Origin of the sequence: Oceanicaulis sp. HTCC2633 (genome assembly GCF_000152745.1) — a bacterium.
Taxonomy (GTDB): Bacteria; Pseudomonadota; Alphaproteobacteria; order Caulobacterales; family Maricaulaceae; genus Oceanicaulis.
Genome location: NZ_CH672428.1, coordinates 3017619 through 3033729, shown reverse-complemented (window position 1 = coordinate 3033729; position 16111 = coordinate 3017619). Strand labels below are relative to the sequence as shown.

At 65.1% G+C, this 16111-nt stretch carries 17 protein-coding genes; 6 read left to right on the top strand and 11 right to left on the bottom strand.

Features of this window, described 5'->3' with window-relative positions; all coding sequences use genetic code 11:
• Positions 1–8 precede the first annotated feature (8 nt).
• On the bottom strand, positions 9–830 hold the full coding sequence (locus OA2633_RS14315) for a DUF1499 domain-containing protein (protein WP_009803297.1): 822 nt from the start codon (positions 828–830) through the stop codon (positions 9–11).
• A gap of 62 nt (positions 831–892) precedes the next feature.
• Entirely contained in the window at positions 893–1561 is a 669-nt protein-coding gene (gene pdxH, locus OA2633_RS14310; protein WP_009803296.1) for a pyridoxamine 5'-phosphate oxidase, read from the bottom strand.
• 98 nt (positions 1562–1659) lie between these two features.
• On the opposite strand from pdxH, the gene OA2633_RS14305 reads away from it, so the two are divergent.
• Both OA2633_RS14305 and aroC read left to right on the top strand, forming a co-directional pair.
• Positions 1660–2250: a J domain-containing protein gene (locus OA2633_RS14305; protein ID WP_009803295.1), complete on the top strand. Its 591-nt coding sequence runs from the start codon at positions 1660–1662 to the stop codon at positions 2248–2250.
• Between the two features lie 62 nt (positions 2251–2312).
• Entirely contained in the window at positions 2313–3401 is a 1089-nt protein-coding gene (aroC, locus tag OA2633_RS14300) for a chorismate synthase (RefSeq protein WP_009803294.1), read from the top strand.
• A 346-nt stretch (positions 3402–3747) separates the two neighbouring features.
• On the opposite strand, the gene OA2633_RS14295 is transcribed toward aroC, so the two are convergent.
• Entirely contained in the window at positions 3748–5019 is a 1272-nt protein-coding gene (locus OA2633_RS14295) for a class I SAM-dependent RNA methyltransferase (RefSeq protein ID WP_009803293.1), read from the bottom strand.
• 164 nt (positions 5020–5183) lie between these two features.
• On the opposite strand from OA2633_RS14295, the gene OA2633_RS14290 reads away from it, so the two are divergent.
• Together OA2633_RS14290 and OA2633_RS14285 are read left to right on the top strand one after the other, a co-directional pair.
• Complete coding sequence (locus OA2633_RS14290) at positions 5184–6263, top strand: hypothetical protein (protein WP_040612764.1); 1080 nt, start codon at positions 5184–5186, stop codon at positions 6261–6263.
• Between the two features lie 279 nt (positions 6264–6542).
• Entirely contained in the window at positions 6543–7343 is an 801-nt protein-coding gene (locus OA2633_RS14285; protein WP_009803292.1) for a hypothetical protein, read from the top strand.
• Here the strand turns inward: OA2633_RS14285 and OA2633_RS14280 are convergent.
• Positions 7337–8074, bottom strand: coding sequence for a TlyA family RNA methyltransferase (locus OA2633_RS14280; protein ID WP_009803291.1), 738 nt, complete (start codon positions 8072–8074; stop codon positions 7337–7339). The two genes, OA2633_RS14285 and OA2633_RS14280, sit on opposite strands and share 7 nt — an antisense overlap.
• A gap of 100 nt (positions 8075–8174) precedes the next feature.
• Here OA2633_RS14280 and OA2633_RS15620 point away from each other — a divergent pair, with 100 nt between their 5' ends.
• Positions 8175–8762, top strand: coding sequence for a TetR/AcrR family transcriptional regulator (locus OA2633_RS15620; protein ID WP_009803290.1), 588 nt, complete (start codon positions 8175–8177; stop codon positions 8760–8762).
• A gap of 63 nt (positions 8763–8825) precedes the next feature.
• Positions 8826–10211 (top strand): S41 family peptidase, encoded by a 1386-nt coding sequence (locus tag OA2633_RS14270; RefSeq protein ID WP_009803289.1) that lies wholly within the window; start codon positions 8826–8828, stop codon positions 10209–10211.
• Here OA2633_RS14270 and dxs read toward each other — a convergent pair.
• From dxs to OA2633_RS14235, 7 genes are all read right to left on the bottom strand, one after another.
• Positions 10208–12115 (bottom strand): 1-deoxy-D-xylulose-5-phosphate synthase, encoded by a 1908-nt coding sequence (dxs, locus tag OA2633_RS14265; protein WP_009803288.1) that lies wholly within the window; start codon positions 12113–12115, stop codon positions 10208–10210. The genes OA2633_RS14270 and dxs overlap by 4 nt on opposite strands.
• A gap of 36 nt (positions 12116–12151) precedes the next feature.
• Positions 12152–13042 (bottom strand): polyprenyl synthetase family protein, encoded by an 891-nt coding sequence (locus OA2633_RS14260; RefSeq protein ID WP_009803287.1) that lies wholly within the window; start codon positions 13040–13042, stop codon positions 12152–12154.
• Entirely contained in the window at positions 13039–13395 is a 357-nt protein-coding gene (locus OA2633_RS14255; protein ID WP_009803286.1) for a tRNA-binding protein, read from the bottom strand. The genes OA2633_RS14260 and OA2633_RS14255 overlap by 4 nt, the downstream gene beginning before the upstream one ends.
• A gap of 4 nt (positions 13396–13399) precedes the next feature.
• The gene (locus OA2633_RS14250) at positions 13400–13648 is read right to left on the bottom strand and encodes an exodeoxyribonuclease VII small subunit (protein WP_009803285.1); all 249 of its coding nucleotides are present in this window, start codon (positions 13646–13648) and stop codon (positions 13400–13402) included.
• A 75-nt stretch (positions 13649–13723) separates the two neighbouring features.
• Positions 13724–14311 carry a histidine phosphatase family protein gene (locus OA2633_RS14245; RefSeq protein ID WP_009803284.1) on the bottom strand — a complete coding sequence of 196 codons (588 nt, stop codon included), beginning with the start codon at positions 14309–14311 and terminating at the stop codon, positions 13724–13726.
• Between the two features lie 318 nt (positions 14312–14629).
• Positions 14630–15058, bottom strand: coding sequence for an SET domain-containing protein (locus tag OA2633_RS14240; RefSeq protein WP_009803283.1), 429 nt, complete (start codon positions 15056–15058; stop codon positions 14630–14632).
• Positions 15059–15228: 170 nt separating this feature from the next.
• A complete protein-coding gene (locus OA2633_RS14235) occupies positions 15229–16101 on the bottom strand; it encodes an NAD(P)-dependent oxidoreductase (protein WP_009803282.1) in 873 nt (290 codons plus the stop codon).
• Positions 16102–16111 lie beyond the last annotated feature (10 nt).

Below are 16111 nucleotides of genomic sequence, written 5' to 3'. Positions count from 1 at the left end.
CGGTTCGCCTAGGCGCCCTCGCCCAGCGAGCTGCGCAGGCGCGTTTCGAACTGTTCCAGACGCGCGGCGTTCGCGCCCAGATCGGACACGCCGACCCGGCTGACCGAGCGGGCGTCGACCCGGCTGCCGCCGTCTTCGAGCGCGGTCACGCGCACCACGACATCATCCTTGAAGCCGAACCAGAAGGTGGTGTCGGTCGCTTCGAACAGGCCCGCTTCGGGCGAATCCGTGCCGATCTTCCATCCCAGATCACGCGCCGTGTTCAGCGCCGCCTCGTAAACCAGCTCGGGTTCGACCGCGAAGGTCATGGGTTGGATCTGCGGATAGGCCTCGGCCTGCACTTCGGGCAGCGGGCGTTCGGAGCGCGGATCGATCTTGCTGGCGTAATCGATCGAATTGGCGTCCGGGCCCCGCCGGTCGATCAGGGCCGCGGAGAATTGCGGCGGGTTCTGGGTGTCGGTGGTGATGTCATGAATGGGCGGAATCGTGGACGCGTATTCGCGCACCGACGCAGCGTAGCCCAGCCCGCCTGCGCCAACCGCGATGGCCAGCACCGCCGCGACCCAGCCGCCTGCGCCCGGCGCATTCGCCTTGCCGAAGACGAAGCGGAAGACGATCAGCAGCACGAGGCTGAGAGCGCCCGCCCCCAGAGCGGCGAACAGGAAGCGCGGTCCCCATTCAAACGTCATCACGCCCAGACCGAAGCGATAGCTCCAGAAGTCAAAGCGGGTGCCCAGCCCTGCAGCCGCAAACCAGAGCGGTGTGAAAATGGCGAGCGCCGCGGTCACACCGACCACGAGATGCCGAATGGCGCGAAAAACCGAAATCATGACAAAGCCCCGAGCGTCACTGAATGGATGTGATGGCAGTCTAGTCCGACACCCGCCCCGTTTTAAGGATAGAGCCGGCTTACCGACCATGTTTCACGCGATTGTGTCCGTTCGAACACCATCCGGTCGTGCAGGCGGAAGGCGCGATCGCGCCAGAATTCGATCCGTTGCGGATCGAGCCGGTATCCGGTCCAGTTCTCCGGGCGGGGAATGTCGCCGATATTGAACTTCGCCGCGTACTGAGCGACGCGCTTCTCCAGCGCGAACCGGCTTTCCAGTTCATGGGACTGCTTGGACGCCCAGGCGCCGATCCGGCTGTCGCGTGCGCGGGACTTGAAATAGGCGTCCGCCTCTTCCGCGCTGACCTGGCTGATCGGGCCGCGAATCCGGATCTGGCGGCGCAGGCTCTTCCAGTGAAAGCACATGGCCGCATTGGGATTGGCCTCGAGCTGCAATCCCTTGGCGCTGTCGGTGTTGGTGTAGAAGACAAAGCCGCGCGCATCAAAGCCCTTCAGGAGCACCATGCGCACATCGGGACACCCCGCCTCATCCGCGGTGGCCAGCGCGACCGCATTGGGGTCGTTGGGCTCTTTCGCCTTCGCATCCTCGAGCCAGTGCTCGAACAGGGCGAACGGGTCCTCTCGCGCGAAGATGTCTTCGGGCGGATTCGCCTCGGACTGTTCATAGTCATGCTGGCTGGGGCTGGGCGGGATGACGGACTTGTCGCTCATGGCACGCTCCTCAGGCCCGATCGCGGGCTGACCCTGAATTAGTCACGCCTCGATAGAGATCAACGATTCGACAATAAAAGCCGTTTATTCTGTACAGTATGAGTGAGCCGCACGAAGCGATAGTCAAAGCGTACAAGGTGTTCGGCCTTGAGGGCGACGAGGATTTCTCCGTCGTCCGTGATCGCTTTCGCAACGTGATCAAGGAGGTTCACCCCGACACCGCCAAGGATGGCGACGCCAAGACTGTGGCCAGGCTTCAGCGCATGCTGAAGGCCTATGAAGTGCTGCGCCGGTTCGCGCCGCGCCGGCATGACATCACCATTACGCCTGAAGAGGCGCGCAAGGGCGGCATCCGCACCATCAAGATCCATGACCGTGAAGCGATGATCCGCATTCCGGTGGCGGTGAAGAACGGCACGGTCGTCGTGCCCATCGGCGACCCGCTCTGGCGCGTGCATATCAAGGTTCAGGACGTCATGGTGGACGCCGACCTCAACCAGCAGGGCGAGGCCGAGCTCAAGCGTCTGGCGGCGATGAAGAAGAAGTTCGAGGACACCAAGGTCAGCGAAGCCGAGGAAGACGCGGACGCGCATACGAACCTTTTGAAGGCCTTCTGCGAGCGCTTTGTGAAAGCCTCGCCCGCCGCCCGCTTCGCCAAATGGGTTCGCGGGGGCAGCAACGCGGCGTGACGGCTGCGCAAAGCCTCTCTAGAGTGCCGCGCCTGTAACGAAGTCTGCCTGGCGTCTGCATCATGTCCCATAATTCCTTCGGTCATCTGTTCCGCTTCACGACCTGGGGCGAAAGCCACGGCCCCGCGCTCGGCTGCGTCATTGACGGCTGCCCGGCGGGGATCAGGCTGACCGAAGACGATATCCAGCCCTGGCTCGATCTCAGAAAGCCGGGCACGTCGCGCCATGTCACCCAGCGCCGGGAGGCCGATGAGGTGAAGATCCTCTCCGGCGTGTTCGAGGATGAGCGGACGGGGGGTCAGGTCACCACCGGGGCACCGATCTCGCTGATGATCGAGAACACCGACCAGCGCTCCAAGGACTATTCCGACATTCGCGATAAATGGCGGCCCGGCCACGCCGATTTCACCTATGACGCCAAGTATGGCGTGCGCGATTATCGCGGCGGCGGGCGCTCCTCCGCGCGTGAAACCGCCGCTCGCGTCGCCGCGGGCGCGGTCGCGCGCAAGGTGCTGGGCGAAGACATCCAGATCCGCGCCGCGCTTGTGCAGATTGGCGAACGCAGGATCGACCGGTCCCGCTGGGACTGGGATCAGGTGCGCGAGAACGACTTCTTCTGCCCGGATGCCGAGACCGCGAAGCTCTGGGAAACCGATATGGACCGCATCCGCAAGGACGGCAGCTCGGTCGGCGCCCTCATCGAAGTCGTGTGCTCGAACGTGCCTGCAGGCTGGGGCGCGCCGGTCTATGGCAAGCTCGATGCGGACTTGGCGAGCGCCATGATGTCGATCAACGCCGCCAAGGCCGTCGAGATCGGCGCGGGGCTTGAAGCCGCCGCCATGCGCGGCGAAGACGCCGCCGACCAGATGCGCCTGGGCCCGGATGGCCAACCTGAGTTCCTGTCCAACAACAACGGCGGCGTGCTGGGCGGCATTTCGACCGGTCAGGACCTGGTCGTCCGCGTCGCGATCAAGCCCACCTCCTCGATCCGCATTCCGCGCCAGACGCTGACCAAGGACCTTCAGGAAACCGAAGTGGTCACCAAGGGCCGCCACGATCCCTGCGTCGGCATACGCGGCGTCCCCGTCGCCGAAGCCATGGCCGCCCTCGTGCTCGCCGATCACAAGCTCCGCGCGGCGGCGTACGGGTAGGACTTACAACACCCTCTATATACCCCCTCTTTCCCGGCGAAGGCCGGGATCCAGAGATCATCAAACGCTTCGGGTCCGGCTCTGGGCCCCGGCCTTCGCCGGGAAAGAGGAAGTTTCTATTGCCTGTCATCCCCCGCTTCATGCGGGGGATCCATGCCGGTCGGCCCTATCACAGGTCACGGCATGGGTTCGCCGGATAAACCGGCGAATGACAGGAAAAGATGAATGAAACCCCGGCCAAGCGCAGCGCAGAGCCGGGGCCTCGTGCAGAATCGGACGCTTTGCGCGGAGAGAGGTCCCGGGTCTGCGCTGCGCTCGCCCGGGAATTCAGCTCTGTCTTGCCGCCCTACCGCCGCCGAAACACCGCAACCGACTCCACATGGCCGGTCCATTTGAACTGATCGACCGGGGTGACGGGGCCCATCCTGTAGCCGCCCTCAATGAGAATCGCGGCGTCGCGGGCGAAGGTGGCGGGATTGCAGGAGATCGAGACGATCACCGGGACCATGCTGTCAGACAGGCGCTCGGCCTGCGCTTTCGCGCCCGCCCGCGGCGGGTCGATGACCACCAGCGAATAGCCTTCTAGCTCCTTGGGGGTGATGGGTTCGAGCGCCAGATCGCGCACCCGTGCATCCACAGGCTTGAGCCCGGGCGTGCGTTGGGCGGCGCGTTGCAAAGCGTGCAGCAGCCCGCTTTCCCCTTCCACGGCCAGCACGGGCATGGTGCGCGCCAGACGCAGGGCGAAGGCGCCCGCCCCGGCAAACAGATCCGCCGCCTTGAACGGGCCCTTGCCCTCAAGGCTTTTGACCGCCTCGTCCACGAAACCGGCGAGGATCGCTTCGCCCTCGGCGGTGGCTTGCAGGAAGCCGCCGGGCGCGGGGGTGACTTTCGTATCGCCGAACTTGACGACCGGGGCCTCGAACTCGATCAGCGGATCGCCGCCAATGGTGACGCGGGTCCAATTGTACTTGCCCGCGAGCTCGGCTCCGGCTTCGCGCAAGGCCAGGCTGATCTCCTTGACGCCCTGGATGGAGACATCGAGGCCCGGCTCGCAATCGAGCACATGAATGTCGATCCGGCCCTTCTTAGGCGTCGCGACTTCAGCCAGCTTGCGCAGGCCCGGCACGGAGGCGCGCAGGCCGGGCGTCGAGACCGGGCAATCGGTGATGTCGACAATCTTGTCGCCAGCCCGTTCGGCAAAGCCCACCACCAGCTTGGCGCCAAAGCGTTGGGCGTGCAGCGTCATGCGGCGCCGGCCCTCGCCATGGGCGTCCACCAGCATGCGCACCTCGGCGTGCACGCCGGCTTTCTCGAGCGCATCCACCACGAGATGGCGTTTCCACAGCCTGTAGGCGCTCTCTTCAAAGTGCTGCAGCGAGCAGCCGCCGCAGCGCTCCGCCACCGGGCAGAACGGCTCGACCCGGTCCGGGCTGGTGCTGACGCGTTCGAGCACACGTCCCCGCTGGCCCTGCACCTCCACCTTCGCGCCCTCTCCCGGCAGCAATCCGGGCGTGAAGACGGGACCTGCCATGACGGCGTCCCCCCGTGCGCCGAGGCTGTCGGCGATCAGGGTTTCCACATGGACGGGTTTGGGGGCGGCTTTGCGACGTCTGTTCATGCGCATGCTGATGCAGGGCGAGAGCTTTGCGGTCAAGCGCCCAGAGCAAGTCCGGTCCTCGCCCCATTTCTGACAATCGTGTTCATGTCCGGCTCAGCTTCGGGGTTTTAGGGTTTGTTTACATTAAGGCCGAACCCCGCCGCAGCACAGGAAAGGGCCATGCCATGCGCCTGAAAACCCTCGCCGCCTCATGCCTTCTGTCGACCGCGATCGTGACGCCGGGCCTCGTGCTTGCGCCGTCCGCCTATGCGGCGGAGGCCGTGATCGAAACCGTTCAGCAAGAACGCCAGGAGCGCCGTGAAGCGCGCCGCGAGGCGCGACGGGAGAACCGTCTGAACCGCCGCGAAGACGGGCAGGACGCCCGGAATGGACGGCGGGGCCAGCGCGACGAGGCCCGCGGAGACCGCCGGGGCGAACGCGGCGAGCGACAACGCGAGCGTCGTCGTGATCAGGATCGAGGCGACCGCACTCGTGACCAGCGCCGGGACCATGATCGAGGCGGTCAGCGCGGAGATCATCGCGGCCGCGATCATGACGGCCGTCGGGACGGGCGCGGTCACGAGCAGCGCCGGGACCGGCATTGGGAGAACCGGCGCGACCACGACCGCCGCGATTATGACCGCAGGGACCAGCGTCGTGATCACGGCTGGAACCGCAATGACCGCCGGGACCATTATGACCGTCGCGACCAACGTCGCTGGGGTCATGACGACCGCCGGGGCCATCGTCGCTATGCCCCGCCGCCGCGCCGGGTGATCCACTATCATGTGGACCGTCGCCCCTCCTATGGCCGCAGCTGGCGCTATCACGACAGCTATCGCCGCTATAACAGCCACAACTTCTATTATACCGACCAGTTCTGTCGCTCGGACGGCGATGCGGTGATCGCGGGCGCGCTGATCGGGGCCCTGCTGGGCGGGGCGGTCGGTGAGGGCGATGGCGGCGCCTGGCTCGCCGGCGGGCTGGTGGGCGCAGGCCTGGGCGCCGCGCTCAATGACTGCGACCGCGGCCAGTATCGCTATGGCCTTCAATCCGCCTTCATCACCGACCAACCCTATTACTGGGCCAACCCCTATTCAGGCGTGCGCGGCGTGGTGCGCGCAGGCGACTGGCACCGCTGGGGGCCCCGGCAGTGCCGCTGGGGGGATGCTGAGATCTTCCTGCCCAATGGCCGGGTCACCTATGACCGCGTGCGCATGTGCCAGGACGCCTATGGCCGCTGGGAAGTGGCGCGACGCCAGTAATCTGGCTATAACTTTCGTGGCTTGACGCTCTCTCTCGCGTCAGCCGCTGTTCCGGGCGGACGCTCTATCCGCGCCGGAACCTTCCGGCGCCTGTGGGGACAGGCGCCGGGGACAGGAGCGGGCCCGCCATGTCTTCGTGGCGGGCCCGTTTCTGTCCGGGCGGGGCAAACTCCACGCAATCGCCCCAAACTGTTCATCTCCGGCTCATGGCCGCTGGCCTAGGGTTTGCGTAGATTGAAACACCGGCGCCCGAACGCGCCCTGCAAGGAGGGTCCGACCATGATCCGCTCACGTTTCGCCATCTCCGCCCTCACGGGCGCCGCGCTGCTGCCGCTCGCCGCTTCCGGCGCGCAGGCGCAGAGCTATCGCACCTATTCCGCACAGTCACAGGTCCAGTCCGCACCGACCTATGAATCCTGCATGGCCGCCCAGCGCAACCGCCAGGTCGCCGGCGCCGTCATCGGCGGGGTGCTGGGCGCCGTGGTGGGCGCCGAGATCCATGACGACCGTCAGGACCGGGATCGCGAGCGCCATTACCGGGGCCGCGACCGTCATCGCGACCATTACGGACGCGGGTCCCGTCGGGGCGACCGGTATGATCGCCGCGGCCGGGGCCGTTATGAGGAAGACGGCAATGACGGCGCGGTTCTGGCCGGCGCAGGTCTGGGCGCCCTCGCCGGCGCCGCCGTGGCGGGCCGCTCCAATGGCTGCGAGCATCTGCGCAACTCGGGATATGGCTATTCCAGCAACGGCTACGGCAATAGCGGCTATGACACGGGTTATGGCTATTCCGGTCAGGGCTATGACGACGGATACAGCCAGCAGGGCTATTCCTATCCGTCCACGAGCTCCGGCGAGCTTCTGGGCGGCGAGAGCTATGGCTATGACGAGCCGGCCCAGCCCTATCAGAACCAGCCCTATCAGCCGCAATCGCAAACCGGCTATGAGAGCCGCAGCTATACCGCCAGCGCCAGCGCGCCCCGCGCGAACGCCTGCCGCAACATGCAATCGGGCAATGGCGCGGTGACCTGGATGTGTCAGGGCGCGGACGGGGTGTGGCGTCCGGCGAACACCTACTGATCCGCTGACGCCTTGCGTCCGTAGAACAGATATTCGCGGTTTCCGTCCCCCCCGCGAATAGGGCTGCCGGTTTCCCCGAGAACCGGAACTGACGCCCGCGCGAAAAACGCGCGGGCGTTTTCCTTGGCCAGCTCCACCGCCGCTTCATCCTTCACCAGTCCGCCCTTGCCCACGAATTTCGGGCCGACCTCGAACTGGGGCTTGAAGAGCACGATCATCTCACCGCCCTCACCCAGGAGCTCGAGCGGGCGGGCGAGCACCTTCTCGAGGCTGATGAAGCTGGCGTCGCAGACCAGAAGCCCCGGCGCAGCATCCTCGATCAGTTCGCGGGTCAGATTGCGTGCGTCCGTCCCTTCAAGGCTCAGCACCTGCGGATGCGCTCTGAGGGCCGGGGCGAGCTGATCGCGTCCCACATCCACAGCAACAACTCGGGCGGCGCCCCGCTCCAGCAGCACCTCTGTGAAGCCGCCAGTGCTCGATCCGATATCCAGACACCGCTTGCCCGCCGGATCGACACCGAAAGCGTCCAGCCCCTTCACGAGTTTCAGGGCCGCCCGACTGACATACGGGTGGGCCGCCTCGGCGAGGATCTCCGCGCCTTCCGGGATGGTCTGGGAGGGTTTCACGAGGATGACATCGTTCACGGACACCTTGCCCGCCGCAATGGCGGCCTGCGCCCTGGCCCGGGTGTCAAAATAGCCGTGCTCAACAAGGTATTTGTCTGCGCGCATCGCGTCCTCGCCTTCAGGCGGCTGCTTTTATCCATGCCCGGCTGAAAAACCAAATCCCCGATTGAGTGACCGCAGTCACCTTTTCTGGCATCCTGATCCGATGACCGGATTACGTGACGCCAAGAAAGCCCAGGTGCGCGAAGCGCTCTATCAGGCTGCGCTCGAGCAGTTTCGCAGCTGCGGCTATGAACAGACCTCGATCGCCGACATCTGCAAGGCGGCAGGCGTCGCCAAGGGCACCTTCTTCAACCACTTTCCCACCAAGGCGCATATTCTGGCGGACTGGTATGATGCTGCGATGCAGGCTGCGGACTTCATGACCCGCGCCAACACGGACCAGACGCTGAAGTCCGCCTTCCTTAGTCAGGCCCAGAATGCGGTGACCTTCGCCAGCAACGAACCTGTTCTCTGGCGCGCCAAACACGCTTACGCGCCCCAGTCAGACGATATCCAGCGCACAGAGCGCGACACCGATCTTCGCGTCCAGACCCAGGCCGCTACGCTGGTCAAAACAGCGCAGGATCGCGGCGAGATCCGTCGGGATATCGAGCCGGATGCGCTCGCCGCACTCTATATTTCCACGGTCACAGGCGTCATCCGCCAATGGCTCAACACCGGTGAGAGTTTTGACCTGAAGGCGGCGCTGGATGACCGCATCCTCACGATCCTGGCCCTCGCCGCCGCCTGAGCGCTTGACTTTCCCATCGCGCAAACCCAAAAGGTGACCACGGTCATTTTTTCGGGTTCGCCAATGCTGCTTCTCCTCACGCTCCTGTTCGCGCTTTTCCAGGGGGCGACGTCCGCCCATCCCATCTTTGACGAGAACGGCGCGCTCGACCCGCGCGCCCAGGGCGTCTGGTACAGCCGGGAAAAGGGCTGGATCCTCGAGATCGACGAGCGCGGCGTCACCCGATGGCAGGATACGCAAGCCGGCTGCTACGCCAGCCCTGCCCCCGATGAGAGCACGCCGATGATGGGTCAGGTGGAGTACCGCCTGTTCCGGCCGTCCCGCAACGGCCAGTCCATCCGCCTGAACTATCTGCCCGGCGACGCCTCGGCCCATTTCGAGCGGCTCGACGCCCTGCCGCAAGCCTGCGGGTCCGAAGATCTGAGCTCTGAAACCGCTGTCTTCGACGTTTTCACCAGCGTGATGGCCTCCCATTACAGCTTCTTTCAGGCCCGCGGGGTGAACTGGGACGCCCTTGTGGCTCGCGCACGTCCGCAAGTGCATGACGGCATGGGCCAGGCCGCGCTCTGGGATGTCCTGGCGGGCCTTCTGGAGCCGCTGGGCGATTCCCACACCAAGATGGTGGGGCTGGTGAACGGCGAACCCCGCCGGGCCCAGGCCGGGCTGGGGACCACCCTGCCGATGATCCGGGAGGGCATGGGCGAAGGCGCCTGGCTCAATGGCCTTGTCGATCAGCTGTTCAATGACGTGCTCGACCCCGGCGCAGAGCTGCTGGCGGACCGGGTGATCGTGGGCGAGATCACGCCTGATAACAGCGCGCCCATCGGCTATATCCAGATCTTCACCATGGGCGGCTTCACCCATGAGCACACGCCCGGCACGATCGAGTGGTCTCAGGCGGAGCTCGCGGCGCTGTCCGACATGCTGGATGACGCCCTCACCCGCTTTGCGGATGATCAGGCCATCATTCTGGACCTGTCCAACAATCGCGGCGGTTATGACGCCGTCACCCGCGCCATCGCGGCGCGCTTCACCGATGAGACGTTTCTGGGATATCGAGTCAGCGTGCCGGGCGCGCCCGAGGCGGATCAGGACTATGTCATCACCCCTTATGACGGCGTGCGCTATACGGGTCCGGTCTATGTCATGACCAGTGATGTGACGGTGTCTGGCGGCGAGATCACCACCCTGATGCTGCGCCAACGGCCGAACGTCATTCTGGTGGGTGGAACCACGCGCGGCGCCTTCTCGACCCCGCTGGCGAAGCCCCTGCCCAATGGCTGGTATCTGGAATTGTCCAACGAGGTGTTTGAAGACAGCGAGGGCCATGTCTTTGAAGGCCGGGGCATCCCGCCCGTGCTCGCCTTCGACATCTATCCCGAGGACGCACCCGTCGCCGGCCACAAGGCCGCCATCGAGCGCGTCGTCGCGATGATCGAGGCGGGTTAGGCCAGCGCCGCCGCCGCGTCCGCCTGCCGACCAAGCGCATCCAGCACCTTGGCGGTGATGTGCTTGGCGTTCAGACCCGCGGTCTCATACATGCCGTAGGGGCTGTCCTGATCCTGGAAGATGTCCGGCAGGGTCATGGTGCGGATCTTCACGCCCGCATCGAGCGCGCCGTCTTCGGCCAGGAAGTGCAAAACGAAGGCGCCAAAGCCGCCCACTGCGCCCTCTTCAATGGTGATCAGCACTTCATGCTCACGCACCAGCGTGCGGATGAGATCATGATCGAGCGGTTTGGCGAAGCGGGCGTCCGCCACGGTCGGGTTCAGGCCATAGGCCGCCAGCTCGTCCGCGCTTTTCAGCACTTCTCCAAGGCGCGCGCCGAAGGACAGGATCGCGACGCCGGACCCTTCGCGCACGATGCGGCCCTTGCCGATCTCGAGCGGGATCAGCTCTTTGGGGATTTCAACGCCCAGCCCCTCGCCGCGCGGATAGCGGAAAGCGCTCGGACGGTCGTCGATCTCGTTGGCCGTGGCGACCATGCGCGCGAGCTCCGCCTCGTCGGCGGCGGCCATCAGCACCATCCCCGGCAGGGCGCCCATATAGCCCACATCGAACGCGCCGGCATGGGTGGCGCCATCCGCGCCCACAAGACCCGCCCGATCGATGGCGAAGCGCACCGGCAGGGACTGGATCGCCACATCGTGGACCACCTGGTCATAGCCGCGCTGCAGGAAGGTGGAATAGATCGCCGCATAGGGTTTGAGGCCCTCCGCGGCGAGGCCCGCGGCGAAGGTCACCGCATGCTGTTCGGCGATGCCGACATCAAAGGCGCGGTCGGGATAGGCGGCGGCGAATTTGTCCACGCCCGTCCCGCCCGGCATGGCGGCGGTGACAGCGCAGATCTTCTCGTCGGTTTCAGCGAGCTGGATCAGCGCATTGGCGAAGACGCCGGTATAGCTCGGCGCCGCCGGTTTGGATTTCTGCTGCTCGCCCGTGACGACGTTGAACTTGGCGACGCCGTGATACTTGTCGTCCGCCGCTTCGGCGGGGGCATAGCCCTTGCCTTTTTGCGTCACGGCGTGGATCAGGATCGGCCCCTCGCCGGCATCACGCACATTACGCAGCACGGCGACGAGCTGGTCCATGTCATGGCCGTCGATCGGGCCCACATAGCGGAAGCCCATTTCCTCGAACAGGGTGCCGCCCATGGCCATGCCGCGCAGATATTCCTCGGCCCGGCGCGCGTGCTCCTTCACGCCCAGCGCCTCGGCGACGCCGCGCCCGAGCTTGCGGATGGAGTTATAGCTTTTCGAGCTGACCTGACGAGCGAAGTAATGGCTCATCGCGCCCACGGGCGGGGCGATGGACATGTCATTGTCATTGAGGATGACAATGAGATCTTTCTTCATGTCCCCGGCATTGTTCATGGCCTCATAGGCCATGCCTGCGGACATGGAGCCGTCGCCGATGACCGCGACGACCTTGCGGCCCTCTTCGTGCTTGAGGTCGCGGCCCACGGCAAAGCCCAGACCAGCCGAGATCGAGGTCGAGGCGTGCGCGGCGCCGAACGGGTCGTAGTCGCTTTCAGAACGCTTGGTGAAGCCGGACAGGCCGCCGCCCTGGCGCAGGGTGCGGATGCGATCGCGGCGCCCGGTCAGGATCTTGTGCGGATAGCATTGGTGGCCCACATCCCAGATCAGGATATCGCTGGGCGTATCGAACACATGGTGCAGGGCGACCGTCATCTCGACCACGCCCAGGCCCGCGCCCAGATGCCCGCCCGTCACCGAGACGGCGTCGATGGTTTCCGCCCGCAACTCCTCCGCTACGGCTTTCAGGAAGGAAAGGTCGCGGTTCTTCAGATCCTGCGGCGAGCTGATCTGATCAAGATGCGGGGTATCGGGCATGCGCCGTGTCCTTGTTGTCTTGTTCTAATCTAGGCGTCAGGACTGCCGGGCCAAAACAAAATCCATCAGTTGACGCAGCATGTCGGCGTCCTTGCCGAACACGTCAAGATGGGCTTTCGCCTGATCGGCCAGCCTTGCGGCCCGGTCGCGGGCGTCCTTCACCCCGAGTATCGAGACGAAATTGGCTTTTCCTTGACCGGCGTCCTTGCCGGTGCGTTTGCCCGTCAGGCTTTCATCGCCTTCCGCGTCCAGAAGGTCATCGACGATCTGGTAACACAGACCAAGGTCATGTGCGAAACCTTCCAGCGCAATGCGCTGAGCGCGGTCAGCATTGGCGATCACCCCGCCCGCCTCGGCGCAGAAGCTGATCAGGGCGCCGGTCTTCATGCGCTGACAGCGGGTGATGATGCCGATATCGCTCAGCTCGCCCGCCTCGACGGCCATGTCGATCATCTGGCCGCCCACCATGCCGCGCGGTCCGGACGCTTTCGAGAGACGCAGCACCAGCTCGGCGCGAACCGCGGGATTGGAGTGGGTTTCAGGATCCGCCAGCAGCTCGAAGGCCTGGCTCTGCAAGGCATCGCCCGCCAGAACCGCGGTCGCCTCGTCGTATTCCTTGTGGACGGTCGGACGACCGCGGCGCAGATCATCATCATCCATGCACGGCAGATCGTCATGAACCAGCGAATAGGCGTGCACGCACTCCACCGCGCAGGCGGCGCGCAACAGGGCGCGTTCATCCGCGCCCACCAGGAACCCCGCCTCGATGAGCAGGAAGGGCCGCAAACGCTTGCCCGGACCGAGCGCGGCGTAGCGCATGGCGGAGATGACCCGCGCTTCCGGACCATCTGGACGCGCCAGCAGCGCATCCAGCGCCACCGTGACCCGGTCTGCGGTCTCGGTGAGATGGGTGTCGAACGCGCTCATGACACCCGCGCCCCGTTCGGCGCATCCCCATCGGCGTTGAGCAAGAGGATCGAGCCGTCCGTATCGGTCACGCCCAGCACCAGCACTTCGGACCGCACCGGACCGATCTGACGCGGCGGGAAGTTCACCACCGCCAGCACGCGGCGGCCGATCAGCGTCTCCGGCTCATAATGCACGGTGATCTGGGCGGAGCTTTTCTTCTCGCCAATCTCGGGGCCGAAATCGACCCACAGCTTGATCGCAGGTTTTCGAGCTTCGGGGAAAGGCTCGGCGCGCACAATGGTTCCAAGCCGGATATCGGTCTTGAAGAAGTCCTCGGGCGCGATGTCAGGCTGGACCGGTTCGGAGGTCATTCGCCTAGCCCAGGTCCGCCGGTTCAGCGCTGAGGGCGCCATCAGCCTGCTCGACAATCTTGTCGACCTTGAGCTGGGCTTCGCGCAGGCGCGCCTCGCAATGGGCCTTCAGGGCCGCGCCGCGCTCATACATGGCGATGGACTTTTCGAGCTCCACCTCGCCGCGCTCAAGCTGAGCGACAATGGTCTCGAGCTCTTTCAGCGCGGTCTCAAAGCTCATCTGGGCGATTTCAGCGGAGGGGGCGTCAGTCATCGCTACAGCCTTCTGATCAGGAATACATGAGCCCCACAATCGCGAAAGATCGCCGAGGATCAAGCCGCCTGTGCGCTAGCGCTTCAGCTCATAGCGGCGCCAAGACCAGTATCCGTCCCCGCCATCGCGCACGCAGGTCCAGCCCTGACGCTTGAGTTCAGGGCGCAGCATGCGGTTGAACCAGCCATGGGCGAACAGGGCGACGCCGCCCGTCTGGGCCGCATTCACCAGCTTTTCCGCCGCGGCCGCTGCGCGCACCTCGGCCTGGGCGCGGCTCTCGCCATCCCGGGAAAAGCCAAGCCACCATGAACAGCGTGCGAACACGCCCCAGGTCCGCGCCTGCATTTTCCAGGGCAGAGAGGGCGGCGGCAAAGGCGCCTCGACAAACAGGCTGTCATGCTCGATGGGGCGGTCGCCCACGGTGGCGCGCGCTGTTTCCATGGCGCGCGGCAGCGTGGAGGAGAACAGCGTGTCCGCGAATTCCGCCTGCTCGACCAGGCTCGGCGGAGAGACCTGTCCCGGTTTCAACCCGGCCCGATCATACGCCGCCCACCAGTCCACATAGCCGCGCCAGTCCATGACCGCGCGCCGATCCGCGTCGGGCTCGCCATGGCGTGCGATGATGATGGGGCCCGGCCCGGTCTGGCTGTCGGCTTTGGTCATGAACGGTCTTGAGCGATCTCATTGAACACGTGCTGACAGCCGCCCCTCGCCCGGACAGACCGACTGCAGTCCCACGCCCCCCGTCGTGAGAGCCGCGGCCCCCATGAGTCAAGCGTGACGTCTTGGTACCCGCCCTCCCCGCGCGGCACAAGCAAGGATGACGCGGCCGTGTGCGATGAGGCCCCTGAGGGCTTGTCCGCCTGAAGAGAGGATAACGGAACCCAGACTGCGACAGGCACAGGTTCCGCCGCAGCCGCTTTCGACCGATGAGATCCGCGCGTGCGATTCGTCGCGGGCTGTCAGGACGCTCCCGACACCCTAACCGGCATGGGACGGATCGCTGCCGTTCGCCCGGGCATGCGCCGCCACGAGCGAGGGCATCATTTCAAAGCCGGGTTCGAACTCGGAATAATTGCAGGTGATCTCCTCGCCCGGGGCAATGTCGGCGATGGCGTAGCCATAAACGGAATCGCGAAAATCCGTGTTCGGGGTCAGCGAGTGGTTCATATGGCGGCCATTGTCCGCATCGAGCACCAGAACGTCGGGTTTGCCCGGATAGGGATAGGTGTAGCGGTCGACAAAGCGACGAATGGACTCGGGCAGGGAGTCCAGCTCGGCGAGCGCGATCAGCCGGTCAAACTCCGGCGCGAAACGATAGATCATCTGGCCGGCGCGGATCGGTTCGGCGGCGAACACGCCGACGCCCTCGATCGCACTCGGTCCGACATAGGTGTCGATGAGCAACATGGGTCAGAACGCCCTGGGCTCCGCGCGTCGACGCGGATCAAGGATACAGCGCGGCCTGACAGGCAGGACCGACGCAGAGTGCGACGCTCCAGCGCCTATGATGCTCCATTGGGGAAAAATGCAAGCGGATTGTTGGCCGCGCCCCTGAGACGCGCGGCCAAATCCTTGATCTAATGGCCCAGCTGAACATCCATGATCTTGACGCCCTCGGGCGCCGCCGGTTCTTCAGGCACGAAGAAGTCCGGCAGAAGCTCTTCACCCGGGGTGACGCTGAACTGATCGAGATCGGTGACGCCCTCGCTCACCAGGAAGCTGTCATCAATCAGGAAATTGCCGGTGAACTCCGCCGCCGGCTTGGTGAGCACGCGATAGGCGGTCTCGGCCAGGATGTCGGGCTTGCGGCAGTTTTTGAACGCATCCTCACCCGCCAGCACATTGGCGATGGCGGCGGTGGCGACGGCGGTGCGCGGCCAGATGGCGTTCGCGGCGATCTTGCCCTTGAACTCGCCCGCCCAGCCCAGAATGCACAGGCTCATGCCGTATTTGGCCGAGGTGTAGGCCACGTGCGGCGCGAACCATTTCTCGCGCATGTCGAGCGGCGGGGACAGCGCCAGAATGTGCGGGTTCTCGGCTTTCTCGAGATAGGGCAGCGCTTTCTGGGTGACGAGGAAGGTGCCGCGCGCATTCACCTGATGCATCAGGTCCCAGCGCTTGATCGGCGTGTCCTTGGTGGGCATCGGGAAGATCGCCGATGCATTGTTCACGACGATATCGATTCCGCCAAAGGTCTCCACCGTCTTGGCGATGGCGGCGTCCACACTGGCTTCGTCGCGAATGTCGCACACCAGCGGCAAGGCCTTACCGCCCGCCTTTTCAATGGCTTCAGCGGCGGTATGAATCGTGCCTTCGAGCTTGGGGTGCGGTTGATCGGTCTTCGCCGCGATGACGATATTCGCGCCATCCTGCGCACAGCGCTCGGCAATGGCCAGACCAATGCCGCGGCTTGCGCCCGTAATGAAAAGAGTCTTTCCCTTCAAGGACATGCTTTCCTCC

What these genes read in the sequence shown, in the direction of transcription:
- OA2633_RS14315 (WP_009803297.1), bottom strand. Translation starts at nt 830, where the DNA reads ATGATTTCGGTTTTTCGCGCCATTCGGCATCTCGTGGTCGGTGTGACC.
- pdxH (WP_009803296.1), bottom strand. Translation starts at nt 1,561, where the DNA reads ATGAGCGACAAGTCCGTCATCCCGCCCAGCCCCAGCCAGCATGACTAT.
- OA2633_RS14305 (WP_009803295.1), top strand. Translation starts at nt 1,660, where the DNA reads ATGAGTGAGCCGCACGAAGCGATAGTCAAAGCGTACAAGGTGTTCGGC.
- aroC (WP_009803294.1), top strand. Translation starts at nt 2,313, where the DNA reads ATGTCCCATAATTCCTTCGGTCATCTGTTCCGCTTCACGACCTGGGGC.
- OA2633_RS14295 (WP_009803293.1), bottom strand. Translation starts at nt 5,019, where the DNA reads ATGAACAGACGTCGCAAAGCCGCCCCCAAACCCGTCCATGTGGAAACC.
- OA2633_RS14290 (WP_040612764.1), top strand. Translation starts at nt 5,184, where the DNA reads ATGCGCCTGAAAACCCTCGCCGCCTCATGCCTTCTGTCGACCGCGATC.
- OA2633_RS14285 (WP_009803292.1), top strand. Translation starts at nt 6,543, where the DNA reads ATGATCCGCTCACGTTTCGCCATCTCCGCCCTCACGGGCGCCGCGCTG.
- OA2633_RS14280 (WP_009803291.1), bottom strand. Translation starts at nt 8,074, where the DNA reads ATGCGCGCAGACAAATACCTTGTTGAGCACGGCTATTTTGACACCCGG.
- OA2633_RS15620 (WP_009803290.1), top strand. Translation starts at nt 8,175, where the DNA reads ATGACCGGATTACGTGACGCCAAGAAAGCCCAGGTGCGCGAAGCGCTC.
- OA2633_RS14270 (WP_009803289.1), top strand. Translation starts at nt 8,826, where the DNA reads ATGCTGCTTCTCCTCACGCTCCTGTTCGCGCTTTTCCAGGGGGCGACG.
- dxs (WP_009803288.1), bottom strand. Translation starts at nt 12,115, where the DNA reads ATGCCCGATACCCCGCATCTTGATCAGATCAGCTCGCCGCAGGATCTG.
- OA2633_RS14260 (WP_009803287.1), bottom strand. Translation starts at nt 13,042, where the DNA reads ATGAGCGCGTTCGACACCCATCTCACCGAGACCGCAGACCGGGTCACG.
- OA2633_RS14255 (WP_009803286.1), bottom strand. Translation starts at nt 13,395, where the DNA reads ATGACCTCCGAACCGGTCCAGCCTGACATCGCGCCCGAGGACTTCTTC.
- OA2633_RS14250 (WP_009803285.1), bottom strand. Translation starts at nt 13,648, where the DNA reads ATGACTGACGCCCCCTCCGCTGAAATCGCCCAGATGAGCTTTGAGACC.
- OA2633_RS14245 (WP_009803284.1), bottom strand. Translation starts at nt 14,311, where the DNA reads ATGACCAAAGCCGACAGCCAGACCGGGCCGGGCCCCATCATCATCGCA.
- OA2633_RS14240 (WP_009803283.1), bottom strand. Translation starts at nt 15,058, where the DNA reads ATGTTGCTCATCGACACCTATGTCGGACCGAGTGCGATCGAGGGCGTC.
- OA2633_RS14235 (WP_009803282.1), bottom strand. Translation starts at nt 16,101, where the DNA reads ATGTCCTTGAAGGGAAAGACTCTTTTCATTACGGGCGCAAGCCGCGGC.